The organism is Pseudomonas sp. TZ252 (genome assembly GCF_056110345.1).
This window is the reverse complement of record NZ_CM148566.1, coordinates 764909-788816: the sequence shown is the minus strand read 5'-3', so window position 1 is coordinate 788816 and position 23908 is coordinate 764909. Positions and strand designations below refer to the sequence as shown.

The 23908-nt window shown below is 65.9% G+C and carries 25 protein-coding genes; 16 read left to right on the top strand and 9 right to left on the bottom strand.

Annotation, left to right across the window (positions count from 1 at the left end; genetic code table 11):
• Positions 1-66: 66 nt before the first annotated feature.
• Positions 67-738, top strand: a complete 672-nt coding sequence (locus tag ACYAF3_RS03660) for a response regulator (protein ID WP_003085524.1) — start codon at positions 67-69, stop codon at positions 736-738.
• A complete protein-coding gene (locus ACYAF3_RS03655; RefSeq protein ID WP_010793854.1) occupies positions 731-2113 on the top strand; it encodes a sensor histidine kinase in 1383 nt (460 codons plus the stop codon). Before ACYAF3_RS03660 ends, ACYAF3_RS03655 begins: the two co-directional genes overlap by 8 nt.
• A gap of 8 nt (positions 2114-2121) precedes the next feature.
• Here ACYAF3_RS03655 and ACYAF3_RS03650 read toward each other — a convergent pair whose 3' ends face one another.
• Both ACYAF3_RS03650 and ygfZ read right to left on the bottom strand, forming a co-directional pair.
• A complete protein-coding gene (locus ACYAF3_RS03650; protein WP_003085528.1) occupies positions 2122-2958 on the bottom strand; it encodes an HDOD domain-containing protein in 837 nt (278 codons plus the stop codon).
• Positions 2959-3058: 100 nt separating this feature from the next.
• Positions 3059-4003 carry a CAF17-like 4Fe-4S cluster assembly/insertion protein YgfZ gene (ygfZ, locus tag ACYAF3_RS03645; protein WP_003101947.1) on the bottom strand — a complete coding sequence of 315 codons (945 nt, stop codon included), beginning with the start codon at positions 4001-4003 and terminating at the stop codon, positions 3059-3061.
• 272 nt (positions 4004-4275) lie between these two features.
• On the opposite strand from ygfZ, the gene ACYAF3_RS03640 reads away from it, so the two are divergent.
• A complete protein-coding gene (locus ACYAF3_RS03640; protein WP_003085532.1) occupies positions 4276-4530 on the top strand; it encodes an FAD assembly factor SdhE in 255 nt (84 codons plus the stop codon).
• Positions 4514-4966 carry a protein YgfX gene (locus ACYAF3_RS03635; RefSeq protein WP_003114181.1) on the top strand — a complete coding sequence of 151 codons (453 nt, stop codon included), beginning with the start codon at positions 4514-4516 and terminating at the stop codon, positions 4964-4966. Before ACYAF3_RS03640 ends, ACYAF3_RS03635 begins: the two co-directional genes overlap by 17 nt.
• Here ACYAF3_RS03635 and nadB read toward each other — a convergent pair.
• Positions 4935-6551 (bottom strand): L-aspartate oxidase, encoded by a 1617-nt coding sequence (gene nadB / locus ACYAF3_RS03630; RefSeq protein ID WP_003101954.1) that lies wholly within the window; start codon positions 6549-6551, stop codon positions 4935-4937. The genes ACYAF3_RS03635 and nadB overlap by 32 nt on opposite strands.
• A 408-nt stretch (positions 6552-6959) precedes the next feature.
• Here nadB and rpoE point away from each other — a divergent pair, with 408 nt between their 5' ends.
• The 12 genes from rpoE to pdxJ all read left to right on the top strand — a co-directional run bounded on the left by rpoE (position 6960) and on the right by pdxJ (position 17484).
• Positions 6960-7541: an RNA polymerase sigma factor RpoE/AlgU gene (gene rpoE, locus ACYAF3_RS03625; RefSeq protein ID WP_003085543.1), complete on the top strand. Its 582-nt coding sequence runs from the start codon at positions 6960-6962 to the stop codon at positions 7539-7541.
• 31 nt (positions 7542-7572) lie between these two features.
• Complete coding sequence (gene mucA / locus ACYAF3_RS03620) at positions 7573-8157, top strand: anti-sigma factor MucA (RefSeq protein ID WP_003101958.1); 585 nt, start codon at positions 7573-7575, stop codon at positions 8155-8157.
• A gap of 8 nt (positions 8158-8165) precedes the next feature.
• On the top strand, positions 8166-9116 hold the full coding sequence (mucB, locus tag ACYAF3_RS03615) for a sigma factor AlgU regulator MucB (RefSeq protein WP_003101960.1): 951 nt from the start codon (positions 8166-8168) through the stop codon (positions 9114-9116).
• Positions 9113-9568 (top strand): alginate biosynthesis regulator MucC, encoded by a 456-nt coding sequence (gene mucC, locus ACYAF3_RS03610; RefSeq protein WP_003110245.1) that lies wholly within the window; start codon positions 9113-9115, stop codon positions 9566-9568. Before mucB ends, mucC begins: the two co-directional genes overlap by 4 nt.
• A 39-nt stretch (positions 9569-9607) precedes the next feature.
• Positions 9608-11032 (top strand): serine protease MucD, encoded by a 1425-nt coding sequence (gene mucD / locus ACYAF3_RS03605; protein ID WP_003101964.1) that lies wholly within the window; start codon positions 9608-9610, stop codon positions 11030-11032.
• A gap of 149 nt (positions 11033-11181) precedes the next feature.
• Positions 11182-12981, top strand: coding sequence for a translation elongation factor 4 (gene lepA / locus ACYAF3_RS03600; RefSeq protein WP_003085555.1), 1800 nt, complete (start codon positions 11182-11184; stop codon positions 12979-12981).
• A gap of 5 nt (positions 12982-12986) precedes the next feature.
• A complete protein-coding gene (lepB, locus tag ACYAF3_RS03595) occupies positions 12987-13841 on the top strand; it encodes a signal peptidase I (protein WP_003101969.1) in 855 nt (284 codons plus the stop codon).
• 168 nt (positions 13842-14009) lie between these two features.
• A complete protein-coding gene (locus ACYAF3_RS03590) occupies positions 14010-14387 on the top strand; it encodes a DUF4845 domain-containing protein (protein WP_003085562.1) in 378 nt (125 codons plus the stop codon).
• Complete coding sequence (gene rnc, locus ACYAF3_RS03585; protein ID WP_003085565.1) at positions 14384-15073, top strand: ribonuclease III; 690 nt, start codon at positions 14384-14386, stop codon at positions 15071-15073. Before ACYAF3_RS03590 ends, rnc begins: the two co-directional genes overlap by 4 nt.
• Positions 15066-15983 (top strand): GTPase Era, encoded by a 918-nt coding sequence (gene era / locus ACYAF3_RS03580; RefSeq protein WP_003085566.1) that lies wholly within the window; start codon positions 15066-15068, stop codon positions 15981-15983. Before rnc ends, era begins: the two co-directional genes overlap by 8 nt.
• Before the next feature lie 60 nt (positions 15984-16043).
• A complete protein-coding gene (recO, locus tag ACYAF3_RS03575; RefSeq protein WP_003085569.1) occupies positions 16044-16745 on the top strand; it encodes a DNA repair protein RecO in 702 nt (233 codons plus the stop codon).
• Positions 16738-17484 carry a pyridoxine 5'-phosphate synthase gene (pdxJ, locus tag ACYAF3_RS03570; RefSeq protein ID WP_003101974.1) on the top strand — a complete coding sequence of 249 codons (747 nt, stop codon included), beginning with the start codon at positions 16738-16740 and terminating at the stop codon, positions 17482-17484. The genes recO and pdxJ overlap by 8 nt, the downstream gene beginning before the upstream one ends.
• 88 nt (positions 17485-17572) lie before the next feature.
• Here the strand turns inward: pdxJ and cmoB are convergent, their stop codons facing one another.
• The 6 genes from cmoB to lon all read right to left on the bottom strand — a co-directional run bounded on the left by cmoB (position 17573) and on the right by lon (position 23852).
• Positions 17573-18541 (bottom strand): tRNA 5-methoxyuridine(34)/uridine 5-oxyacetic acid(34) synthase CmoB, encoded by a 969-nt coding sequence (gene cmoB / locus ACYAF3_RS03565; protein WP_023122699.1) that lies wholly within the window; start codon positions 18539-18541, stop codon positions 17573-17575.
• A complete protein-coding gene (cmoA, locus tag ACYAF3_RS03560; RefSeq protein ID WP_003123029.1) occupies positions 18538-19278 on the bottom strand; it encodes a carboxy-S-adenosyl-L-methionine synthase CmoA in 741 nt (246 codons plus the stop codon). Before cmoA ends, cmoB begins: the two co-directional genes overlap by 4 nt.
• A 104-nt stretch (positions 19279-19382) precedes the next feature.
• Entirely contained in the window at positions 19383-19955 is a 573-nt protein-coding gene (locus ACYAF3_RS03555; RefSeq protein WP_003085577.1) for a hypothetical protein, read from the bottom strand.
• Positions 19956-20086: 131 nt separating this feature from the next.
• Positions 20087-20839, bottom strand: coding sequence for a substrate-binding periplasmic protein (locus ACYAF3_RS03550; RefSeq protein WP_003114186.1), 753 nt, complete (start codon positions 20837-20839; stop codon positions 20087-20089).
• A gap of 98 nt (positions 20840-20937) precedes the next feature.
• Complete coding sequence (locus ACYAF3_RS03545; RefSeq protein WP_023122698.1) at positions 20938-21342, bottom strand: protease inhibitor I42 family protein; 405 nt, start codon at positions 21340-21342, stop codon at positions 20938-20940.
• Between the two features lie 110 nt (positions 21343-21452).
• A complete protein-coding gene (gene lon, locus ACYAF3_RS03540; protein ID WP_003101982.1) occupies positions 21453-23852 on the bottom strand; it encodes an endopeptidase La in 2400 nt (799 codons plus the stop codon).
• Positions 23853-23908: the final 56 nt, after the last annotated feature.

The following is a 23908-nucleotide window of genomic DNA, read 5'->3' as shown; positions in this document are numbered from 1 at the left end:
TTACCGGAGGGTTTTCCCCGGTACACTTCGCCTCTTGTGCCCTCATCCGGTGGTGGAGAACCGTCCATGCGCATCCTTCTGGTGGAAGATCATCCGCAGCTCGCCGAAAGCGTGGTCCAGGCGCTCAAGGGCGCCGGCTGGACGGTAGACCTGCTGCAGGACGGGGTGGCCGCCGACCTGGCCCTGGCCAGCGAGGAGTACGCCCTGGCGATCCTCGACGTCGGCCTGCCGCGGATGGACGGCTTCGAGGTGCTGGCGCGCCTGCGCGGGCGCGGCAAGACCCTGCCGGTGCTGATGCTGACTGCGCGCGGCGAGGTGAAGGACCGGGTGCACGGCCTCAATCTCGGCGCCGACGACTACCTGGCAAAGCCTTTCGAACTGTCCGAGCTGGAGGCGCGGGTCAAGGCCCTGCTGCGCCGCAGCGTGCTCGGTGGCGAACAGTTGCAGCGCTGCGGCGCCCTGGTCTACGACCTCGGCACCCGGCGCTTCAGCCTCGACGAGCAGCCGCTGACCCTGACCTCGCGGGAACAGGCGGTGCTGGAAGCGATGATCGCCCGTCCGGGGCGGGTGATGAGCAAGGAGCAACTGGCCGCCCAGGTCTTCGGCCTGGACGAGGAGGCCAGCGCCGACGCCATCGAGATCTACGTCCACCGCCTGCGCAAGAAGCTGGAAGGCGGCGCCGTGCGCATCGTCACCTTCCGCGGCCTCGGCTACCTGCTGGAGGCGCAGGGTGACTGATGCCGGCAGCCTGCGCGGAAGGCTGCTGCTGTGGCTGGCCCTGCTCCTGCTGCTGGTGCTCCTGGCGAGCGGCCTGAGCGCCTACTGGAACGGTCGCGAGGTGGCCGACACCGCCTACGACCGGACCTTGCTGGCCTCGGCGCGGGCGATCGCCGACGGGCTCTACGAGAAGGACGGCACCCTGCGCGCCGACGTCCCCTACGTGGCACTGGATACCTTCGCCTACGACAGCGCCGGGCGGATCTTCTACCAGGTCAACGACATCCACGGACGGATGATCTCCGGCTACGAGAATCTTCCGGCGGCACCCGCCGATACCCTGCGCACCGACGACTACCCGGCCCTGGCCAAGTTCTACGACGGCGTCTACCAGGGCGTCGACGTACGCGTGGTGAGCCTGCTGCAACCGGTCAGCGAACCGAGCATGAGCGGCATGGCGGAGATCCGCGTGGCGGAGACCGAAGGCGCCCGCGAGCGCATGGCGCGCAGCCTGATGACCGATACCCTGCTGCGCCTGGGCGTCCTCGGCGTCGGCGCGCTGGTGCTGGTGTGGCTGGCGGTGAGCGCCGCGCTGCGTCCGCTGGATCGCCTGCGCCGCGAGGTGGAAGAGCGCCAGCCGGACGACCTGCGGCCGTTGCCGATGCTAGAGGTCCAGCATGAATTGCGGCCGCTGGTGGAGTCGCTGAACCACTTCACCCAGCGCCTGCGCAGCCTGTTCGAGCGGCAGTCGCACTTCATCGCCGATGCCGCCCACGAGTTGCGCACGCCGCTGGCGGCGCTCAAGGCGCGCCTGGAACTGGGCCTGCGCGAGCAGGAGCCGGAAGCCTGGCGTTCGACCCTGGAGACCACGGCGAAGAACACCGACCGCCTGATCCACCTGGCCAACCAGCTGCTCTCCCTGGCGCGCATCGAAAGCGGCGCCCAGGCCATTGCCGAGGGTGGCGCCGAGCGTATCGACCTGACCGCCCTGGCCCGGGAACTGGGCCTGGCGCTGGCGCCGCTGGCCTATGCGCGGGGAGCCTCGCTGGCGCTGGAAAGCGCCGGGCCGGTGTGGATCCAGGGTGAACCGACGCTGCTCAACGAATTGCTCAGCAACCTGCTGGACAACGCGCTGGCGCACACCCCGCAGGGCGGCAACGTGATCCTCAGGGTGCTGGAGGGGGGCGTGCTGGAAGTGGAAGACGATGGTCCGGGAATTCCCGCCGCCGACCGCGAGCGGGTCTTCCAGCGCTTCTACCGGCGCGGCGACAGCCCCGGCAGCGGCCTGGGGCTGGCGATCGTCGGCGAGGTCTGCCGGGCGCACCGGGCGCAGATCCAGCTCGACCAGGGCGAACTGGGCGGCTTGCTGGTGCGGGTGCGCTTCCCGGCGGAGTAGGGCGGGGTCTATTGCAGCATGCTGGTGGCGGCTTCCAGGGCGCTGGAGAGGTCCTCGTCTTCCTTCATGTCGACGGTCGGCTCGAGGCCGAGCTTGGCGAACGCCGGGATCTGGCTCCAGTCCAGGCGGGTATAGGGATGCTCGCTGCCAAGGTAGCTCTGCAGGGTGGCGACCTGGACCAGGTCGGTATAGTCCGCGCGCGGCGAGTTGCGGGTGAAGTCCAGGTGCTGGCGCGGGACCTCGGCGATCGGCGCGGGGAAATCCCAGGCCTTGAGAATGCGCTCGCCGATCAGCGGATGGATGCGCTCGATCACATGGCTCAGGCTGATGGAGTCCGACAGCAGCTCGTTGTGATCCTCGGCGTAGGTGAGGATCGGCAGCACGCCGATCTGGTGCACCAGTCCGGCCAGGGTCGCCTGGTCCGGCGCCAGGCGGGTGTAGTGACGGGCCAGCACGTGGCAGATGCCGGCGATCTCGGTGCTCTTGTTCCAGACTTCGCGCATCTTGCGGTCGACCACGTCGGTGGTGGCCTGGAACATCTGCTCCATGGCCAGGCCGGTGGCCAGGTTGCAGGTGTAGTTGATGCCCAGCCGGCTGATCGCCATCTGCAGGTCGGTGATTTCCTTCGGGCTGCGCAGCAGCGGACTGTTCACCACGCGGATGATGCGCGCGGTCAGCGCCGCGTCGTTGCCGATCACCTTGCTCAGGGCCTGGATGCTGACATCCGGGTCTTCCGCTGCCTCACGGACCTGCAGGGCCACCTCGGGCAGGGTCGGCAGCACCAGTTCATCCTGATCGATGGCGCGGATCAGGTCCTGTTGGACTTTGTCGGCAAGCTTGCTCATGGCATTTCCTTTGAAAACGCAATGGCCGGAGCACGCTCTACGTGCACCGGCCATGGGAATACTGGCGGGCCGTCCGCGGACGGCGAGGCACAGTTTACGGTCAGCGCTGGATTTCGCGGTCGCTGTCCAGCGTGTAAGGCAGATTGAGGAGGACGAGCGGCGCTCCTTCGGCGCTTCCGAGGCTGATCCGGCCGTCGGCGACGGCGTCGTCCTGCAGCACGGCGAGCAATTCCACGCTGTTCTCCGGCGTACGGGCGGCCAGTACCACTTCGCCGACGCTGGTGGAATGGACTGGCGAGAACAGCCCGGTGCCGGGCGCCGGCACCTCGTCTGCGTCCAGCGCCAGGCGATACAGGCGGCGCTTGAGGCGGCCGAGATACTGCATGCGGGCGACGATTTCCTGGCCGGTATAGCAGCCCTTCTTGAAGCTGACCCCGCCGACCGCCTGCAGGTTGATCATCTGTGGGATGAACAGCTCGCGGGTAGCGCCGAACACCTGGCCGATGCCTGCGCGCACCTGGCCGAGCAGCCAATCGTCGAGCGGCGCCTCGCGGCTGTGCTCGCGGAGCGTGGCAAGCACCGCCTCGGCGCGCTGCGCCGGAACCCATAGCTCGACGCGGGCGTCGCCCAGGGCGACGGCGAGCAGGTCGCCGTGGCGGGCGATCCTGCCGCTCTCCGCCGGGGTGTCTATCCCCAGGGCGCGCAGTGCCTCGCTGGCGTCGCGCAAGCCTATGCGGAGCCAGGCTGCGCTCTCGTCGGCAAGGCTGGCCTTGGAGAATACGGCGTATTTCTTCAGGTCCGCCAACTGGGCCTCGAGCAGCTCGCCGGCCATCGCCAGCAGCAGGCCGTCGCCCTCGGGCAGGATGCGGAAGCTCGATAGCAGGCGGCCCTTGATGTTGCAGCGGCCGCCGAGGCTGGAGGTCTCGTCGTTCAGGTAGGCGAGGTTGCAGGTCAGCTGGCCCTGGAGGAACTTGGCGGCGTCCGGGCCGCGGACGGCGAGGATGCCTTCATGGACTAGCGGGGTGTGGAAAGCGGGGTCGGCCATTGCGATGCTGCGCGGTCAGTCAGTCAGGACCGTCATCATAGAACTCGGTCCGAGGCTTGTCAGCGGGCAAGAATGCCTGGCGCATCCGCCTTGACGGTTGTCGGACACTTCCGAGGCCGCCGTCGGCATGGGCCTGCGTCCCGCGCGGATACCCTTGGTTTGCCGGGCAATACGACCAAGGGCGGACGCCGGCAGAGCGACGCCTCGTCATCGGGCCGCGCCATTCGAGCGCAACCGCCCTATAATGCCGGGCGTTTTCGAGGAGCCCGAACATGGCAGATGAAACCGAACTGAAACGACTCTACTGGCACAGCCGTCGCGGCATGCTGGAACTGGATGTGCTGCTGGTGCCTTTCGTGCAGGAGGTTTACCCGGGCCTGGACGCCGAGGACCAGGCGCGCTTCCGCAAGCTGCTGGAGTGCGAGGACCAGGACATGTTCGGTTGGTTCATGCAGCGCGGCGAGCCGGAAGACGCCGACCTGCGGCGGATGGTGCGGATGATCCTGGACCGTGTCCAGCCGGATTGAGCCGTTCGAATGCCGCTGGCGGGTCTCTCCGATCCTGCTGGCGGCGAGCCTGGCACTGTGGGCCCTGGCGCTGCTGTCGATCCTGCTGGCGGCGCTGCCGGTCTGGCTGAAGCCGCCGCTTGCGCTGGTCTGCCTGGCCTACGGTGCCTGGGGGCTGTACCGCCAGGTACTGCTGCGCGGCTCGCGGGCCTTCCGCGGCGTGCGCCATGACGAGCGGGGCTGGCAGCTGTGGAGCGCCGGAAGCGGCTGGCAAGCGGTGCAATTGCGCCCTGACAGCCTGGCGTTGCCCTGGCTGATCGTACTGCGCGTGCGCCTGCCGGGCCGCTGGCGCATCCTTGGCTGCTGTATCCCGGCCGATGCATTGGGCGCCGACAGCCATCGGCGCCTGCGTGTCCGCCTGCGCTTCAGTCGCCGTAGATGGGCGGCACCAGGATAGTGTCGCGGGCTTCGGGCAGCAGGTCCGGATAATCCAGCGTGTAGTGCAGGCCCCGGCTTTCGCGGCGCTGCATGGCCGAGCGGATGATCAGTTCGGCGACCAGTGCCAGGTTGCGCAACTCGATCAGGTCGCGGCTGACCTTGTAGTTGCTGTAGAACTCGTCGATCTCGCTGAGCAGCAGGCGTACCCGGTGCTGGGCGCGCTGCAGGCGCTTGTTGGTGCGCACGATACCGACGTAGTCCCACATGAAACGCCGCAGTTCGTCCCAGTTGTGCGCGATGATCACGTCCTCGTCGGAGTCGGTGACCTGGCTGGCGTCCCAGCTCGGCAGGCTTTCCGGCACGGGCGTGCCGGGCAGGCGCTGGAGCATGTCGGCGGCGGCAGAGCGGGCATAGACGAAGCATTCCAGCAGCGAATTGCTGGCCATGCGGTTGGCGCCGTGCAGGCCGGTGAAGGTGGTTTCGCCGATGGCGTAGAGGCCCGGCACGTCGGTATGCCCGTGCTGGTCGACGAGCACGCCGCCGCAGGTATAGTGAGCGGCCGGCACTACCGGGATCGGTTGCTGGGTAATGTCGATGCCGAAGTCCAGGCAGCGCTCGTAGACGGTGGGGAAGTGCGCCTTGATGAACTCGGCCGGCTTGTGGCTGATGTCCAGGTAGACGCAGTCGATCCCCAGACGCTTCATTTCATGGTCGATGGCGCGGGCCACGATATCCCGGGGCGCCAGCTCGCCACGCGGGTCGAAGCGCGGCATGAAACGCTCGCCATTGGGCAGGCGGAGCAGGGCGCCTTCGCCGCGCAATGCCTCGGTGATGAGGAAACTCTTGGCCTGCGGGTGGTACAGGCAGGTCGGGTGGAACTGGTTGAACTCCAGGTTGCCGACCCGGCAGCCGGCGCGCCAGGCCATGGCGATGCCGTCGCCGGAGTTGCCGTCGGGATTGCTGGTATAAAGGTAGACCTTGCTCGCGCCACCGGAGGCCAGCACGGTGAAGCGGGCACGGAAGGTATCGACTTCGCCGCTTTCCCGATTCAGCACGTAGGCGCCCAGGCAGCGCTTGCTCGGCAGGCCTAGCTTGCGCTCGGTGATCAGGTCGACCGCCACCCGCTGCGACAGCAACTCGATGTTCGGTCGCCGCCGGGCCTGGGCCAGCAAGGTATTGAAGATCGCGGCGCCGGTGGCGTCGGCGGCATGGATGATGCGCCGGTGGCTGTGCCCGCCTTCGCGGGTCAGGTGGTATTCGAAGCTGCCTTCCTCGTGGTTGTGCTGCTCGTCGCGGGTGAAGGGCACCCCCTGTTCGATCAGCCACTGGATCGCTTCGCGGCTATGCTCCACGGTGAAGCGCACCGCATCCTCGCGGCACAGGCCGCCACCGGCGACCAGGGTGTCCTCGACGTGGGATTCCACGGTGTCGGTATCGTCCAGCACGGCGGCCACGCCGCCCTGGGCCCAGTAGGTCGAGCCCTGCGACAGTTCGCCCTTGCTGAGGACGGCGATGCGCAGGTGTTCCGGAAGGGTCAAGGCCAGACTCAGGCCGGCGGCGCCGCTGCCGATGACCAGTACATCGTGTTGATAATGTTGGCTCATGCCCGCATTTCCCCGTGGTGGAGCCCTAGTATATAGAAGGGCCTGGCGGCACAATAGCGCACCCCCGCTGCCGGTCCGGCGGATGAGCTGCGGGCCTGTCATCGGCAGGCGTCATCAGAGCGGGGCGATGTAGTGCTGGAACTTTCTTAGACGCATCGGTTCCAAAGCAGGATGCCTGAAGACCTCGTCCGGTTGGCCTACCCAGCGGCACAGAGGCCGGGCCCTGAGCCCGATGCAATCCATTTTCGCGGGGCCCGGACACGATGTCCGGGGCCGCACGTCACGAGCGAGGAAAAAACTCGTGACGCATGCTTGGAGGGGAGAACTTTTGCAAGAAGCCCGAGTCTATCTTGGCAAGACGATTCGCTGGGACGCTCGAAGCTCCTCCAGGTTCGAAGAGGAGCTTTCATGCTAACCCAGGAACAGGATCAGCAACTGGTTGAACGGGTACAGCGCGGAGACAAGCGGGCTTTCGATCTGCTGGTACTGAAATACCAGCACAAGATACTGGGATTGATCGTGCGGTTCGTGCACGACGCCCAGGAAGCCCAGGACGTAGCGCAGGAAGCCTTCATCAAGGCATACCGTGCGCTAGGCAATTTCCGCGGCGATAGTGCTTTTTATACCTGGCTGTATCGGATCGCCATCAACACCGCGAAGAACCACCTGGTCGCTCGCGGGCGTCGGCCACCGGACAGCGATGTGACCGCAGAGGATGCGGAGTTCTTCGAGGGCGACCACGCCCTGAAGGACATCGAGTCGCCGGAACGGGCGATGTTGCGGGATGAGATCGAGGCCACCGTGCACCAGACCATCCAGCAGTTGCCCGAGGATTTGCGCACGGCCCTGACCCTGCGCGAGTTCGAGGGTTTGAGTTACGAAGATATCGCCACCGTGATGCAGTGTCCGGTGGGGACGGTACGGTCGCGGATCTTCCGCGCTCGTGAAGCAATCGACAAAGCTCTGCAGCCTTTGTTGCGAGAAGCCTGACACAGCGGCAAATGCCAAGAGAGGTATCGCTATGAGTCGTGAAGCCCTGCAGGAAACTCTGTCCGCTGTGATGGATAACGAAGCGGATGAACTCGAGTTGCGGCGGGTGCTCGCAGCTTGCGGCGAGGATGCCGAGCTGCGTTCCACCTGGTCGCGTTACCAGTTGGCGCGGTCCGTCATGCACCGCGAGCCTACCCTGCCGAAGCTGGATATCGCTGCGGCGGTCTCTGCTGCCCTGGCCGACGAGGCCGCTCCGCCGAAAGCGGAGAAGGGACCGTGGCGGATGGTCGGTCGCCTGGCGGTCGCTGCCTCGGTGACCCTGGCGGTGCTGGCCGGCGTGCGTCTGTACAACCAGAACGACGCCCTGCCGCAGATGGCGCAACAGGGGACCACCCCGCAGATCGCCCTGCCTCAGGTGAAAGGCCCGGCCGTGCTGGCCGGCTACAGCGAAGAGCAGGGGGCGCCGCAGGTGATCACCAACTCCTCGTCCAGCGATACCCGCTGGCATGAGCAGCGTCTGCCGATCTACCTGCGTCAGCACGTGCAACAATCCGCCGTCAGTGGTACAGAGAGCGCGCTGCCCTACGCTCGGGCAGCCAGCCTGGAAAACCGCTGAGGAGAGACATGCGCACCACCTCCCTGTTGCTTTTGCTTGGCAGCCTGATGGCGGTTCCCGCCACTCAGGCTGCCGACGCTTCCGACTGGCTGAATCGTCTCGCCGAGGCCGATCGCCAGAACAGTTTCCAAGGCACCTTCGTCTACGAGCGCAATGGCAGCTTCTCCACCCATGAGATCTGGCATCGCGTGGAGAGCGATGGTGCGGTTCGCGAGCGCCTGCTCCAGCTCGACGGCGCGCGCCAGGAAGTGGTCCGGGTCGACGGGCGCACCCAGTGCATCAGCGGCGGCCTTGCCGACCAACTGGCCGATGCCCAGCTGTGGCCGGTGCGCAAGTTCGATCCCTCCCAGCTGGCTTCCTGGTACGACCTGCGCCTGGTCGGCGAATCCCGTGTCGCCGGCCGCCCGGCAGTGGTCCTTGCGGTGACTCCGCGCGACCAGCATCGCTACGGCTTCGAGCTGCACCTGGACCGCGACACCGGCCTGCCGTTGAAGTCGCTGCTGCTGAACGAGAAGGGGCAGTTGCTCGAGCGCTTCCAGTTCACCCAGTTGAATACCGGCGCGGCACCTGCCGAAGACCAGTTGCAGGCGGGCGCCGAATGCCAGGTCGTCGGCCCGGCCAAGGCCGACGGCGAGAAGACCGTGGCCTGGCGCTCGGAATGGCTGCCGCCAGGTTTCACCCTGACCCGCAGTTTCATGCGTCGCAGTCCGGTCACCCCCGATCCGGTCGCCTGCCTGACCTATGGCGATGGCCTGGCACGATTCTCGGTGTTCATCGAGCCGCTGCACGGTGCCATGGTTGGCGACGCGCGCAGCCAGCTCGGCCCGACCGTGGTGGTTTCCAAGCGCCTGCAGACCGATGACGGCGGCCAGATGGTGACCGTCGTCGGCGAAGTGCCGCTGGGCACCGCCGAGCGGGTGGCGCTGTCCATCCGGCCCGAGGCCGCCGCCCAGAAATGATCGAGGAGCAGGGGCGAGTGGTGGCGACCGAGCCGGGAGCGGTATGGGTCGAGACCGTGCGCCGCAGTACCTGCTCGTCCTGCTCGGCCAATGCCGGTTGCGGCCAGGGGCTGATGCAGCGCCTGGGCGTCGGCGCGGGGCGTGCCCGGGTGCGCGCGTTGAGCGACCTGAGCCTGCGGGTCGGCGATGCGGTCGTCCTAGGAATTCATGAAGACCTGTTGTTGCGCGCCTCCGTCCTCTTCTATCTTTTCCCTCTGCTCGGGTTTTTCGTGGCAGCATTGCTGGCGACCCGGGCGGGCCTTGTCGAACCTCTGATCATCGTGTCCGGGCTGGCGGGTTTGCTGGCGGCCTGGCTATTGGTGCGTCGGCATGCTCGTCGTCATGCCGATGATCCAGCCTCGCAGCCGGTGGTTCTGCGAGCGCTGATTTCCGGGCCGTCCGATTCGGCCTGAGTCTTTCTCTTCCCTCGAACATCACGGGAGCTGTAGTCGATGCATACCCTAAAACGCTGTATGGCTGCGATGGTGGCCTTGCTGGCCTTGAGCCTGGCGATGACGGCCCGGGCAGAACTGCCGGACTTCACGCCTTTGGTCGAACAGGCGTCGCCGGCGGTGGTGAATATCAGTACGCGGCAGAAGCTGCCGGATCGCGCCATGGCGCGCGGGCAGCTGTCTATCCCCGACCTCGAAGGGCTGCCGCCGATGTTCCGCGACTTCCTCGAGCGCAGCATCCCGCAGGTTCCGCGCAATCCGCGCGGCCAGCAGCGCGAGGCGCAATCGCTGGGTTCCGGCTTCATCATCTCCAACGACGGCTACATCCTCACCAACAATCACGTCGTGGCCGATGCCGACGAGATCCTGGTGCGCCTGTCCGACCGTAGCGAGCACAAGGCCAAGCTGGTCGGCGCGGACCCGCGCAGCGACGTGGCGGTGCTGAAGATCGAGGCGAAGAACCTGCCGACCCTGAAACTGGGCGATTCGAACAAGCTGAAAGTGGGCGAATGGGTCCTGGCCATCGGTTCGCCGTTCGGCTTCGATCACTCGGTCACCGCCGGTATCGTCAGTGCCAAGGGGCGTAGCCTGCCGAACGAGAGCTACGTACCCTTCATCCAGACCGACGTGGCGATCAACCCGGGTAACTCCGGCGGTCCGCTGCTGAACCTGCAGGGCGAAGTGGTCGGCATCAACTCGCAGATCTTCACCCGTTCCGGCGGCTTCATGGGCCTGTCCTTCGCCATTCCGATCGATGTCGCGCTGAACGTCGCCGACCAGTTGAAGAAAGCCGGCAAGGTCAGCCGCGGCTGGCTGGGTGTGGTGATCCAGGAAGTGAACAAGGATCTCGCCGAGTCCTTCGGCCTCGACAAGCCGTCCGGCGCGCTGGTGGCGCAGCTGGTGGAAGACGGTCCGGCGGCCAAGGGCGGCCTGCAGGTGGGCGATGTGATCCTCAGCCTGAACGGCCAGTCGATCAACGAGTCCGCCGACCTGCCGCACCTGGTGGGCAACATGAAGCCGGGCGACAAGATCAACCTGGACGTGATCCGCAACGGCCAGCGCAAGTCCCTGAGCATGGCGGTAGGCAGCCTTCCGGACGACGACGAGGAAATCGCCTCGATGGGCGCTCCGGGCGCCGAGCGCAGCAGCAACCGCCTGGGCGTGACCGTCGCCGACCTGACCGCCGAGCAGCGCAAGAGCCTGGATATCCAGGGCGGCGTGGTGATCAAGGAAGTCCAGGACGGTCCGGCCGCGGTCATCGGCCTGCGTCCGGGCGATGTCATCACCCACCTGGACAACAAGGCGGTGACCTCGACCAAGGTCTTCGCCGACGTGGCCAAGGCCCTGCCGAAGAACCGTTCGGTTTCGATGCGGGTGCTGCGCCAGGGACGCGCCAGCTTCATTACCTTCAAGCTGGCCGAATAAGCCGGCTGGCGAAAAAAGGGCGGTTTCCACCGCCCTTTTTCATGCCCGTCAATCCGTTACCTGCGTGACGCCTTGCCCGAGCATCAGGTAAACTCCCCGGCTATTTTTCGGCGGATTGCCGCCCTTGCCCTTTTCGAGTGTGTTGAGCCGTGAGCGACCTGAGCCATATCCGCAATTTCTCCATCATTGCCCATATCGACCATGGCAAGTCGACGCTGGCCGATCGCTTCATCCAGATGTGCGGCGGCCTCTCCGATCGCGAAATGGAGGCCCAGGTCCTGGACTCCATGGACCTGGAGCGCGAGCGCGGGATCACCATCAAGGCCCACAGCGTGACCCTGCACTACAAGGCGCAGGACGGTAAGACCTACCAGCTCAACTTCATCGATACCCCCGGCCACGTCGACTTCACCTACGAAGTCAGCCGCTCGCTGGCCGCCTGCGAGGGCGCGCTGCTGGTAGTGGACGCCGGCCAGGGCGTCGAGGCGCAGTCCGTCGCCAACTGCTACACCGCCATCGAGCAGGGGCTGGAAGTGATGCCCGTGCTGAACAAGATGGACCTGCCCCAGGCCGAGCCGGAGCGGGTGAAAGAGGAAATCGAGAGCATCATCGGCATCGACGCCACCGACGCCGTGGCCTGCAGCGCCAAGAGCGGGATGGGCGTGCTGGAGGTGCTGGAGCGCCTGGTGACCGCCATCCCCGCCCCGGAAGGCGAGATCGAGGCGCCGCTGCAGGCGCTGATCATCGACTCCTGGTTCGACAACTACCTCGGCGTGGTCTCGCTGGTACGGGTGAAGAACGGCCGGGTGAAGAAGGGCGACAAGATCCTGGTGAAGTCCACCGGCAAGGTCCACCAGGTGGACAGCGTCGGGGTATTCACTCCGAAGCACACCGAGACCGTCGACCTGAAGGCGGGCGAGGTGGGCTTCATCATCGCCGGTATCAAGGATATCCACGGCGCGCCGGTGGGCGATACGCTGACCCTGAACAACACGCCGGACGTCGAGGTCCTGCCGGGCTTCAAGCGGGTCAAGCCGCAGGTCTACGCGGGCCTGTTCCCGGTCAGCTCGGACGATTTCGAGGACTTCCGCGACGCCCTGCAGAAACTGACCCTCAACGACTCGTCGCTGCAATACGAGCCGGAAAGCTCCGAAGCCCTGGGCTTCGGCTTCCGTTGCGGCTTCCTCGGCATGCTGCACATGGAGATCATCCAGGAGCGCCTGGAGCGCGAATACGACCTGGACCTGATCACCACCGCGCCCACGGTGGTCTTCGAGATTGTGCAGAAGAATGGCGAGATCATCTACGTCGACAACCCGTCCAAGCTCCCGGACCTGGCGTCGATCCAGGAAATGCGCGAACCGATCTGCCGCGCCACCATCCTGGTGCCCAAGGACCACCTGGGCAACGTGATCACCCTGTGCATCGAGAAGCGCGGCGTGCAGCGCGACATGCACTTCCTCAGCGGCCAGGTGCAGGTGGTCTACGACCTGCCGATGAACGAGGTGGTGCTCGACTTCTTCGATCGCCTCAAGTCCACCAGCCGCGGCTATGCTTCCCTGGACTACAGCTTCGATCGTTTCGAGCCGTCCAACCTGGTTCGTCTCGACGTGCTGATCAATGGCGAGAAGGTCGACGCCCTCGCCCTGATCGTCCACCGCGACAACGCCCCCTACAAGGGCCGCCAGCTGGTGGAGAAAATGAAGGAACTGATCCCGCGGCAGATGTTCGACGTGGCGATCCAGGCAGCCATCGGTGGGCAGATCATCGCCCGCTCGACGGTCAAGGCGCTCAGGAAGAACGTGCTGGCCAAGTGTTACGGTGGCGACGTGAGCCGTAAACGCAAGCTGCTGGAGAAGCAGAAGGCTGGTAAGAAAAGGATGAAGCAGGTCGGTAGCGTGGAAATTCCCCAGGAAGCCTTCCTCGCCGTGCTCAAAGTGGATAGCTAGAACCCATGACACTCAATTTCCCGTTGTTGCTGGTCATCGCCGTGGCTGTATGCGGCGCCCTGGCCTTGGTCGACCTGGTGCTGTTCGCGCCGCGTCGGCGGGCCGCGATCTCTTCCTACGAAGGGCAGGTGAACGAGCCCGATCCGGCAGTGCTGGAGAAGCTCAACAAGGAACCGCTGCTGGTGGAGTACGGCAAGTCGTTCTTCCCGGTGCTGTTCATCGTGCTGGTGCTGCGTTCCTTCCTGGTCGAGCCGTTCCAGATTCCCTCGGGGTCGATGAAACCTACCCTCGAGGTCGGCGATTTCATCCTGGTCAACAAGTTCGCCTACGGTATCCGCCTGCCGGTGCTGGACACCAAGGTGATCCCGATCGGCGACCCGCAGCGCGGCGATGTCATGGTGTTCCGCTATCCCAGCGAACCGAACATCAACTACATCAAGCGCGTGGTCGGCCTGCCCGGCGACACCGTGCGCTACACCAAGGAAAAGCGCCTGTACGTCAACGGCGAGCTGGTGGCGGAGAAACTGGTCGGCGAGGAACCGGGCACCCTGGGCAGCGTGACCCTGTACCAGGAGAAGCTGGGCCAGGCCGAGCACCTGATCCGCAAGGAAATGAGCCGCTATCGCATTGAGCCCGACCGCCAGTGGACCATTCCCGCCGGCCACTACTTCATGATGGGCGACAACCGCGACAACTCCAACGACAGCCGCTACTGGAACGATCCGAAGATCCCCAAGGATCTGCTGGGCATGGTTCCGGACCGCAATATCGTCGGCAAGGCCTTCGCTGTATGGATGAGCTGGCCCGATCCGAAGATGAGCAACCTGCCGAACTTCTCCCGGGTCGGCGTGATTCACTGACCTGTGCGCAGGTTCGCCACGCGGAAGGGCGCTCCTGCTGAATAATCGCGAAGCGGGGCTGCTCCCGAGGGCAGCCCCGCTTTCACTTCCGCGAACGCCGCCGCAGGGCCCTGCCCGATGGCGTTACCGCTCGCTGGACGGAATAACTACACTGACATGAGGTCCGACATGAGGTTCGCGCGTTCGCAGAAGGGGATGTCCCTGCTGGGGTGGCTGGTGGTGCTGGGCGTGGTGGCGTTCTTCGCCAGCGCCGCATTCAAGATCATCCCGCACTACATGGATTACTACTCGCTGGAGAAGGTGATCACTTCCGTGGAGACCGACAAGGCGGCCGAGGTGCGTTCCGTGCCGGAGTTCTACAGCTACGTCGGCAAGGGGATGCAGATCAACGGCATCCGCAACCTGGACCTGGAGAAGGCCCTGGAGGTGCAACTGGAAGACAACCAATTCCGGGCGCACCTGAAATATGAAAAACGCGAGCCACTGATCAGCAACATCGACCTGGTGGTCCACTTCGACAAAGAATTCCGTGTACGCATGCCGTGAGTAATTCGCTGGACCGACTCGAGCGCAAGCTCGGCTATACCTTCAAAGACCGGGACCTGATGGTCCTGGCCCTGACCCATCGCAGCTACGCCGGGCGCAACAACGAGCGCCTGGAGTTCCTCGGTGACGCCATTCTCAACTTCGTCATCGGCGAGGCGCTGTTCCACCACTTCCCGCAGGCTCGCGAAGGCCAGCTTTCGCGCCTGCGCGCGCGATTGGTCAAGGGCGAGACCCTGGCCCTGCTGGCGCGCGGCTTCGAGGTGGGCGACTACCTGCGGCTGGGCTCGGGCGAGCTGAAGAGCGGCGGGTTCCGCCGCGAGTCGATCCTCGCCGATGCGATGGAAGCCCTGATCGGCGCCATCTACCTGGATACCGGCATGGACTCCGCGCGCGAGCGGATCATCGCCTGGCTCGGACCGCAACTGCGCGAGCTGACCCCGGTGGACACCAACAAGGACCCCAAGACCCGCCTGCAGGAGTTCCTGCAGTCGCGTGGCTGCGACCTGCCGCGCTACGAGGTGGTGGATATCCAGGGCGAACCCCATTGCCGGACCTTCTTCGTCGATTGCGAAGTGGCCCTGCTGAGCGACAAGACCCACGGGCACGGCGGCAGCCGCCGCATCGCCGAGCAGGTGGCCGCGGCCGCCGCGCTGGTGGCCCTGGGCGTGGAGAATGGCCATGACTGACATGCACGACGACATCCCCGCCGGCAGCCGTTGCGGCTACGTGGCGATCGTGGGGCGCCCCAATGTGGGCAAGTCCACCCTGCTCAACCACATCCTCGGGCAGAAGCTGGCGATCACCTCGCGCAAGCCGCAGACCACCCGTCACAACATGCTCGGGATCAAGACCGAGGGCGAGGTGCAGGCCGTCTACGTCGATACGCCCGGCCTGCACAAGAGCGGCGAGAAGGCCCTCAACCGCTACATGAACCGTACCGCCAGCGCGGCATTGAAGGATGTCGACGTGGTGATCTTCGTGGTCGACCGCACCCGCTGGACCGAAGAGGACCAGATGGTCCTGGAGCGCGTGCAGTACGTCAGTTGCCCGGTGCTGATCGCGGTGAACAAGACCGACCGCATCGAGGAAAAGGCCGACCTGCTGCCGCACCTCGAATGGCTCACCCAGCAGTTGCCGAAGGCCGAGGTAGTACCGATCTCGGCGCAGCACGGGACCAACCTGGACGTGCTGGAGAAGCTGGTCGCCGAGCGTCTGCCGGAAAGCGAGCACTTCTTTCCCGAAGACCAGATCACCGACCGCAGCAGCCGCTTCCTGGCCGCCGAGCTGGTCCGCGAGAAGATCATGCGCCAGCTCGGCGCCGAGCTGCCCTACCAGATCACCGTGGAGATCGAGGAGTTCAAGCAGGAAGGTCGCATCCTGCATATCCATGCGCTGATCCTGGTGGAGCGCGAGGGGCAGAAGAAGATCATCATCGGCGACAAGGGCGAGCGGATCAAAAGCATCGGCCAGAACGCGCGCAAAGACATGGAAGTGCTGTTCGACTCCAAGGTCATGCTCAACCTCTGGGTCAAGGTCAAGGGCGGCTGGTCCGACGACGAGCGCGCCCTGCGCTCGCTGGGCTACGGCGACCTCTGACCGTTCCCGGCAGCCCGGCGCCAGCCGGGCGCCATTCCTCTCGCGCCCGGTCGACCCGCCATGTCCTTCGCCGCCGCCCAAGCCACCTACGTGCTGCATAGCCGGCCGTACAAGGAAACCAGCGCCCTGGTGGACTTCTTCACCCCGCTGGGTCGCCTGCGCGCGGTCCTGCGCGGCGCCCGCGGCAAGGCCGGCGCCCTGGCGCGGCCATTCGTGCCGCTGGAAGCGGAGTGGCGCGGGCGCGGCGAACTGAAGACCGTGGCCCGCCTGGAAAGCGCCGGCATTCCCAACCTGCTCAATGGCCAGGCGCTGTTCAGCGGTCTCTATCTCAACGAGCTGTTGATCCGCCTGTTGCCGGCGGAAGACCCGCAGCCGGAAATCTTCGCCCACTACGCCGCGACCCTGCCGCTGCTGGCGGCGGGGCGACCCATCGAACCGCTGCTGCGCGCGTTCGAATGGCGCCTGCTGGAGCAACTGGGCTATGGTTTCGCTCTCGATGTCGACATCGATGGGCGCCCGATCGAGCCGCAGGCGTTGTACCAGCTTTTGCCAGAGGCCGGCCTGGAGCCGGTGGCGCAACTGCAACCCGGGCTGTTCCAGGGCTCCGAACTGTTATCCATGGCCGACGCCGACTGGAGCGCCCCCGGCGCCCTGGCGGCGGCCAAGCGCCTGATGCGCCAGGCGCTCGCTCCCCATCTGGGCGGCCGGCCGCTGGTCAGCCGCGAGCTGTTCATGAACCGTAAGGAGTCACCCCGTGACTGAAGCCACTCGAATTCTGCTCGGCGTGAACATCGATCACGTCGCCACCCTGCGCCAGGCCCGGGGCACCCGCTATCCGGACCCGGTGAAGGCCGCCCTGGACGCCGAGGAAGCCGGCGCCGACGGTATCACCGTGCACCTGCGCGAGGACCGCCGGCATATCCAGGAACGCGACGTGCGGGTGCTCAAGGAAGTGCTGCAAACGCGGATGAACTTCGAGATGGGGGTCACCGAGGAAATGCTCGCCTTCGCCGAGGAGATCCGGCCGGCGCATAGCTGCCTGGTCCCCGAGCGCCGCGAGGAACTGACCACCGAGGGCGGCCTCGACGTCGCCGGCCAGGAACAGCGCATCCGCGACGCGGTGCGACGCCTGGCTGCGGTGGGCAGCGAAGTGTCGCTGTTCATCGATCCCGATCCGCGGCAGATCGAGGCCTCCGCCCGGGTCGGCGCGCCGGCTATCGAACTGCATACCGGTCGCTACGCCGACGCCGAAGACCCCGAGGAGCAGGCCCGCGAGCTGCAGCGGGTACGCGAGGGCGTGGCCCTCGGGCGTTCCCTCGGCCTGATCGTCAACGCCGGGCATGGCCTGCACTACCACAATGTCGAGCCGGTCGCGGCCATCGACGGCATCAACGAGCTGAACATCGGCCACGCCATCGTCGCCCACGCCCTCTTCGTCGGCTTCAGGCAGGCGGTGGCCGAGATGAAAGCGCTGATGCTGGCCGCGGCGACCAAGCGCTGAGGCAATCGCGCCCCGCTTGCCGTCGACCTGCGGGGCGGATGAAAGCAAAAAAAAAACCATCCGAGGATGGGCTTTTCCCTATTCGCTGTCAGGGCTTGCACGCCACCAGCGTGGCGCGCATCGGTGCCGGCAGGCCTTCGACGGTTCGCGAACGGTCCTGCGGATCGAGGAATTCCGGCAGCGACTGGAAACGCATCCATTCGGTGGAGCGTTGTTCCTCGACGCTGGTCAGGCTGACGTCGACGCAGCGCGCGTCGGCGAACCCGGCGCGGCGCAGCCAGAGCTCCAGGGCTGCCACCGAGGGCAGGAACCAGACGTTGCGCATCTGCGCGTAGCGGTCCTCGGGCACCAGCACGGTGCTGGCGTCGCCTTCCACCACCAGGGTCTCCAGGACCAGTTCGCCGCCGCGCTTCAGGCAGTCCTTGAGCGCCAGCAGGTGGTCGATGGGCGAGCGACGGTGATAGAGCACGCCCATGGAGAATACCGTGTCGAAGCCTTCGAGCTTCTCCGGCAGGTCTTCCAGGGCCAGCGGCAGGTGCCAGGCCGGCAGCTCCGGCAGGTAGCGCTTGGCGGCGAGGAACTGGCAGAGGAACAGCCAGTTCGGATCGACCCCGACCACGCTTTCCGCGCCGGCGCCGAGCATGCGCCACTGGTAGTAGCCGTTGCCGCAGCCGACGTCGAGGACGCGTTTGCCACGCAGTTCGACATGTGGCGAGACACGCTCCCATTTCCAGTCGGAACGCCATTCGGTATCGACCTGTACGCCGAAGAAGTCGAACGGCCCCTTGCGCCAGGGAATCAGCCCTTGCAGCGCTTCCTTCACCTGCGCTTGCAGCGCCGCATCGTGGTCGCTGTGCAGGGCGAAGCGCTGGGCCAGTTCGACCTTCGGCGCGGGCACCTGGGGCAGGCGCTGGACCGCGCTCCACCAACGGGCCAGGTCGCCGTGGCCTTCCTCGATGCGCGCGGCGATCTGCGCGGGCAGGCTGGTCGCCCAGCCGTACAGCGGAGAGCCGGCGAGGTGTCGCTGGAGGGCGTCGAGGGCGAGGTGCTGGATCATGGCAGGGCGATCATCGATGCGAAGTTGAGACACTGGAACCATTGGCTGACCCGGCTGAAGCCGGCGGCCAGCAGCCGTTCACGGTGTTCCTCGAAGGTGTCGGGGAGCATGACGTTTTCCAGCGCGCTGCGCTTCTGCGCGATCTCCAGCTCGCTGTAGCCGTTGGCACGCTTGAAGGCGATGTGCAGGTCGGTGAGCAGCGCGTGCTCCTGCGCATCGGCGAAGCGCAGTTTCTCCGAGAGGATCAGCGCGCCGCCGGGCAGCAGTGCCTGGCGGATCCTGCGCAGCAGGCCGAGGCGCTGGTCGGGGGCGACGAACTGCAGGGTGAAGTTCATCGCCACCAGCGAGGTGGGTTGCAGGTCCAGGGCGAGAATGTCGGCCTCGATCAGCTCGACCGGCAGCAGCTCCTGGTACATGGCGTCCTGGGCATGCAGGTATTCACTGCAGCGCTCGATCATCGCGTGCGAGTTGTCCACCCCGATCACCCGGCAGCCGTCGTTGCGGACGTGGCGGCGCAGCGACTGGGTGACCGCGCCGAGCGAGCAGCCGAGGTCGTAGAGCACGCTGTTCGGCTGGGCGAACTGCGCGCCGAGTACGCCGATGTTCTCGACGATGGTGGGGTAGCCCGGCACGGAGCGCTTGATCATGTCGGGGAACACGCGCACCACGTCTTCGTTGAACACGAAGTCGGCGACACGTTGCTGGGGTTGGGCGAACAGGCGATCGGACTCGCTCACGCGGGTGACCTCGGGCATCACGGCTTTTCAGGGGGCCGAATTGTAGCCGAGGGATGAGCGTCGCCCAACTGCGCGGCGACGATTCACCCATGCGCGCAGGCGAATCACCTGAGCTTGTCGGAGAAGTACTCTCCCGCGCCCTGCAGCGGACCCAGCGGGTTCTTCTTGTCTTCCAGGCGATGGATGTTCGGTTCGCCGTTGCTGACCTTGTGCACCAGCACGTCGTTGACGAAGACGAACACCGCCTTGAACGACCAGCCCTGCAACTCCCGTTTCTTGCGGAAGTTGAACACGTCCGCCCAGAAGCTGCCGACCCGCTGGGTGTCGGTCTTGCTGAAATCGAAGGCGTAGCCGATGCAACGGTCCTTCGCTTCCAGGCATTGCACCAGGCCGCCCGGCAGGTAATCGATGGGGATGTTCGGCTGGATGAACATGAGCCGCACGTCGATGAACGACAGCATGCGGCCGTTGCCCTGGGTCAATGGATCGAAACCCAGCCCGAACAGCTGCGAACGGGTCGTGCTGCCGGGTTGCGCCTGGGAATAGCGCAGTTCGGCATCGAGGTAGTCGACGAAGGGGGATTGGACTTCCGCTCGTTCGCTGGGCAGCAGGCTGCCGCAGGAGGAAACGAAGACAGTGGATGCCCAGAGCAGTGAGTAACGAAGAGCGGTGCCCATGACGCGCCTCCTTTCGGTGCCGTCGTAGATTGAGTAATAGACGACGCCAAAAAGGCCTGCCGGAATTTATTCAATCGGCTGAAAGCAGCGTGGTTGCTGGTCTGGCGGCGGATTTCCGGCGGCCCGGAAAGTCATTCGAAAGAAAGCCTATAGCGCTCGCCGAGGACCTTCAGGGTGCCTTCGCGACGCAGTTGGCGTAGCCCTTCGTCGAGTTCCGCGAGACGCGCGTCGACCTCCGGCAGGTGCGGGCTGAGGCCGACGTGCAGCGGCTGCCGCCCGGGTAGTTCGCCGGCGCGGCGGATCTGTCCGGCGAGCTGCGGATGATGCTCCAGGTAGTGCTCGATGATGTCGCGGTCTTCCAATAGCACGTCGATGCGGCCGAGCAGCAGTTTCTGCAGGTTGCGCGGCAGCACGCGCTCGCCGCCGAGGACCTGCAGGTGCAGGTCGTCGTCGCCGGCCTGGCTGCGCCAGGCTTCGAAGCGCGGATTGTTCACGTAGCCCTGGGCGAGGCCCAGGCGCTGGCCGAGCAGGGATGCATCGCCGGAGTAGTGCCAGTCGCTGTCGTGGCGGGTATAGAAGGCCAGCCCGACCCAGCCGATGGGCTCGCTGCCGACCCGCAGGCCGTCGAGTCCATAGGCGCCGACCAGGCCGTCGCGATGGCCGTCGCGGACCATCTGCACGGCGCGCGGCCAGGGCAGGCTGTCGAAGTGCGGTGGCTCCCGAAGGACCTGGCTGAGCGCCTCGACCAGGTAGCCGGGCCGCTGCGGCGTGCCAGGGCACAGGTAGGGGCAGCCGTCGTCGCCTGCGAAGCGCAACGGTTCGGCCAGCGAGAGCAGAGGAGCGGCGCAGGACAGGGCGAGCAGGACGAAGGAGGCGCGGAGCATGGAGTCCTCAGGGCGACGGGGCCTGTCAGGATAGGCCAGGTCGCCACGGCGCAGGACGTCGGTCTTCGTACAGAATGTGTCCGCCGCGGGCAGCGGTTTCAGCGCACCTGGATCGTGCAGGAAAAGCTTTCCGCCGGTTCCGCGTCCTTTTCCCAGGGCCGCCGGTAGACCAGTTCCAGGCGGTCGTCGCCGCTGGCGGCGACGCGGAAGCGCCAGGTCGATTCGCCGCCGCTGCCAACCAGGCCGCTGTCTTCTTCGGAATTGCTGTAGACCTCCGGGCCAAGGCGCTTGAGCACGCTGGCAGCAGGGTTGCGCAGTTCCCAGCGGAAGCCGGTGGTGGGATTGCTCGGCAGGGTCAGCACCAGTTCCTGGCCTTGCGTCAGCTTCAGCGGCGAACAGTCGTCGGCGTCTTCCAGGGTGACCACCGGCTTCTGTTGCCCGGCGCAGCCGGCCAGGACCACGATGGACAATGGCAGCAGCAGACGGGAGGGGGAAAAGGACATGCAGCGCTCCTCGGCTCGAATGGAAAGGGCGCCAGCATAAACCTTGCTGGCGCCCGAGTGCCAAGGTTGGCGCGGCGGACGGCCGAACCGGTCGGCCATCCGCCGCCGGCTCAGGCCGGGAACAGCACCTTGGCCACGTCGCCGTAGCGCTTGGCGAAATGCACGGTCAGCCCTTCCCTGAGATAGTCGGGCAACTCTTCGAAGTGGCCGCGGTTGGCTTCCGGCAGGATCAGCTCGAAGATCTTCTGCCGGCGCGCGGCGATCACCTTCTCGCGGACCCCGCCGATGGGCAGGACCTGGCCGGTCAGGGTCAGTTCGCCGGTCATCGCCACGCCTTTCTTCGGCACCTGGTTGCGCGCCAGGGAGAGCAGGGCGCTGGCCATGGTGACGCCGGCGCTGGGACCGTCCTTGGGCGTGGCACCTTCCGGCACGTGCAGGTGGACGAACGCCTGGTCGAAGAAGGTCGGGTCGCCGCCATACTTCTTCAGGTGCGAGCCGATGTAGCTATAGGCGATCTCGGCGGATTCCTTCATCACGTCGCCGAGCTGGCCGGTGAGCTTGAAGCCACGGTTCAGCGTGTGGATGCGGGTCGCCTCGATCGGCAGGGTGGCGCCGCCCATGCTGGTCCAGGCCAGCCCGGTGATCACGCCGATCCCGGAAAGCACCTGCTCGCTACGGAACACCGGCATGCCGAGGTAGTCCTCGAGGTCCCTGGGACCGATCTTCACCTTCGACTCGGGATCCTCCAGCAGTTTGACCACCGACTTGCGCACCAGCTTGCCGAGCTGTTTCTCCAACTGGCGCACCCCGGCTTCCCGCGCATAGCCCTCGATCACCGCGCGCAGCGCGGCATCGCTGATGCTCAGGCGGCCCTTGGGTACGCCGGCCTTTTCCAACTGCTTGGGCCACAGGTGGCGCTTGGCGATGGCCAGTTTTTCCTCGGAGATGTAGCCGGACAGGCGGATCACTTCCATCCGGTCGAGGAGCGGTCCGGGGATCGAGTCGAGGGTGTTGGCGGTGCAGACGAACAGCACCTTGGACAGGTCCAGGCGCAGGTCCAGGTAGTGGTCGAGGAATTCGACGTTCTGCTCCGGGTCGAGGGTTTCCAGCAGCGCCGAGGCCGGGTCGCCCTGGTAGCTGGCGCCGAGCTTGTCGATCTCGTCGAGCATGATCACCGGGTTCATCACCTCGACTTCCTTCAACGCCTGCACCAGCTTGCCGGGCAGGGCGCCGATGTAGGTGCGGCGGTGGCCCTTGATCTCCGCCTCGTCGCGCATGCCGCCGACGCTGAAACGGTAGAACGGCCGGCCGAGGCTCTCGGCGATGGATTTGCCGATGCTGGTCTTGCCCACTCCCGGCGGGCCGACCAGGAGCACGATGGAGCCGGCGATCTCGCCCTTGAAACTACCCACGGCGAGGAACTCGAGGATGCGATCCTTGATGTCGTCGAGGCCCGCGTGATGCTTGTCGAGGACCTTGCGCGCATGCTTGAGGTCGAGCTTGTCCTTGCCGTACACGCCCCAGGGCAGGGCTGTGGCCCAGTCCAGGTAGTTGCGGGTGACGGCGTACTCGGGCGAGCCGCTCTCGAGGATCGACAGCTTGTTCAGCTCTTCGTCGATACGCTTGCGCGCCTGCTCGGGCAGCACCTTGCCTTCCAGGCGGGCGCGGAATTCGTCGGCGTCGGCGCTCTTGTCGTCCTTGGTGATGCCCAGCTCCTGCTGGATGATCTTCAACTGTTCCTTGAGGAAGAATTCGCGCTGGTGTTCGCCGATCTTGCGGTTGACCTCGGCGGACAGTTCCTTCTGCAGGCGCGCGACTTCCACTTCCTTGCGCAGCAGCGGCAAGACCTTCTCCATCCGCTTGAGGATCGGCACGGTGTCCAGCACTTCCTGCAGTTCGCCGCCGGGCGCGGTGGTCAGGGCCGCGGCGAAGTCGGTGAGTGGCGACGGGTCGTTGGGACTGAAGCGGTTCAGGTAGTTCTTCAGTTCCTCGCTGTACAGCGGATTGAGCGGCAGCAGCTCCTTGATCGCGTTGATCAGGGCCATGCCGTAGGCCTTCACTTCGTCACTGGGATCGATCGGGGTCTTCGGATAGTCCACCTCCACCATGAACGGCGGACGATGGCGCTTGATCCAGCCCCGGATACGCACCCGCGACAGGCCCTGGGCGACGAACTGCAGCTTGCCGCCCTCGCGCGAGGCATGGTGCACTCGGACCAGCGTGCCGTGCTCGGGCAGGCTGTTGACGTCGAAGTGGCGCGGGTCTTCCGGAGGATTGTCCATGAAGAACAGGGCCAGCGAATGGTGGTCGGTCTTGGCAACCAGTTCGAGGGTTTCCGCCCAGGGTTCTTCGTTGACGATCACCGGCAGCACCTGCGCCGGGAAGAACGGGCGGTTGTGGATCGGGATCACGTAGAGGGTGGTCGGCAGGGTCTGGCCGGGCAGCACCAGGCCGGTGCCGGCGGGCTGCGCGTCGCTGATGTGTTCGGGATTAACGTCCTGGTCGCTCATGAGGCACCTGACTGACTGAAACATGAGAGTCTAGATGGGGCCCCGGGGGCGGGTTT

Coding starts and splice junctions, on each gene's coding strand:
- ACYAF3_RS03660 (WP_003085524.1), top strand. CDS start 67: ATGCGCATCCTTCTGGTGGAAGATCATCCGCAGCTCGCCGAAAGCGTG.
- ACYAF3_RS03650 (WP_003085528.1), bottom strand. CDS start 2,958: ATGAGCAAGCTTGCCGACAAAGTCCAACAGGACCTGATCCGCGCCATC.
- ygfZ (WP_003101947.1), bottom strand. CDS start 4,003: ATGGCCGACCCCGCTTTCCACACCCCGCTAGTCCATGAAGGCATCCTC.
- ACYAF3_RS03640 (WP_003085532.1), top strand. CDS start 4,276: ATGGCAGATGAAACCGAACTGAAACGACTCTACTGGCACAGCCGTCGC.
- nadB (WP_003101954.1), bottom strand. CDS start 6,551: ATGAGCCAACATTATCAACACGATGTACTGGTCATCGGCAGCGGCGCC.
- rpoE (WP_003085543.1), top strand. CDS start 6,960: ATGCTAACCCAGGAACAGGATCAGCAACTGGTTGAACGGGTACAGCGC.
- mucA (WP_003101958.1), top strand. CDS start 7,573: ATGAGTCGTGAAGCCCTGCAGGAAACTCTGTCCGCTGTGATGGATAAC.
- mucB (WP_003101960.1), top strand. CDS start 8,166: ATGCGCACCACCTCCCTGTTGCTTTTGCTTGGCAGCCTGATGGCGGTT.
- mucC (WP_003110245.1), top strand. CDS start 9,113: ATGATCGAGGAGCAGGGGCGAGTGGTGGCGACCGAGCCGGGAGCGGTA.
- mucD (WP_003101964.1), top strand. CDS start 9,608: ATGCATACCCTAAAACGCTGTATGGCTGCGATGGTGGCCTTGCTGGCC.
- lepB (WP_003101969.1), top strand. CDS start 12,987: ATGACACTCAATTTCCCGTTGTTGCTGGTCATCGCCGTGGCTGTATGC.
- ACYAF3_RS03590 (WP_003085562.1), top strand. CDS start 14,010: ATGAGGTTCGCGCGTTCGCAGAAGGGGATGTCCCTGCTGGGGTGGCTG.
- era (WP_003085566.1), top strand. CDS start 15,066: ATGACTGACATGCACGACGACATCCCCGCCGGCAGCCGTTGCGGCTAC.
- recO (WP_003085569.1), top strand. CDS start 16,044: ATGTCCTTCGCCGCCGCCCAAGCCACCTACGTGCTGCATAGCCGGCCG.
- cmoB (WP_023122699.1), bottom strand. CDS start 18,541: ATGATCCAGCACCTCGCCCTCGACGCCCTCCAGCGACACCTCGCCGGC.
- ACYAF3_RS03555 (WP_003085577.1), bottom strand. CDS start 19,955: ATGGGCACCGCTCTTCGTTACTCACTGCTCTGGGCATCCACTGTCTTC.
- ACYAF3_RS03550 (WP_003114186.1), bottom strand. CDS start 20,839: ATGCTCCGCGCCTCCTTCGTCCTGCTCGCCCTGTCCTGCGCCGCTCCT.
- ACYAF3_RS03545 (WP_023122698.1), bottom strand. CDS start 21,342: ATGTCCTTTTCCCCCTCCCGTCTGCTGCTGCCATTGTCCATCGTGGTC.
- lon (WP_003101982.1), bottom strand. CDS start 23,852: ATGAGCGACCAGGACGTTAATCCCGAACACATCAGCGACGCGCAGCCC.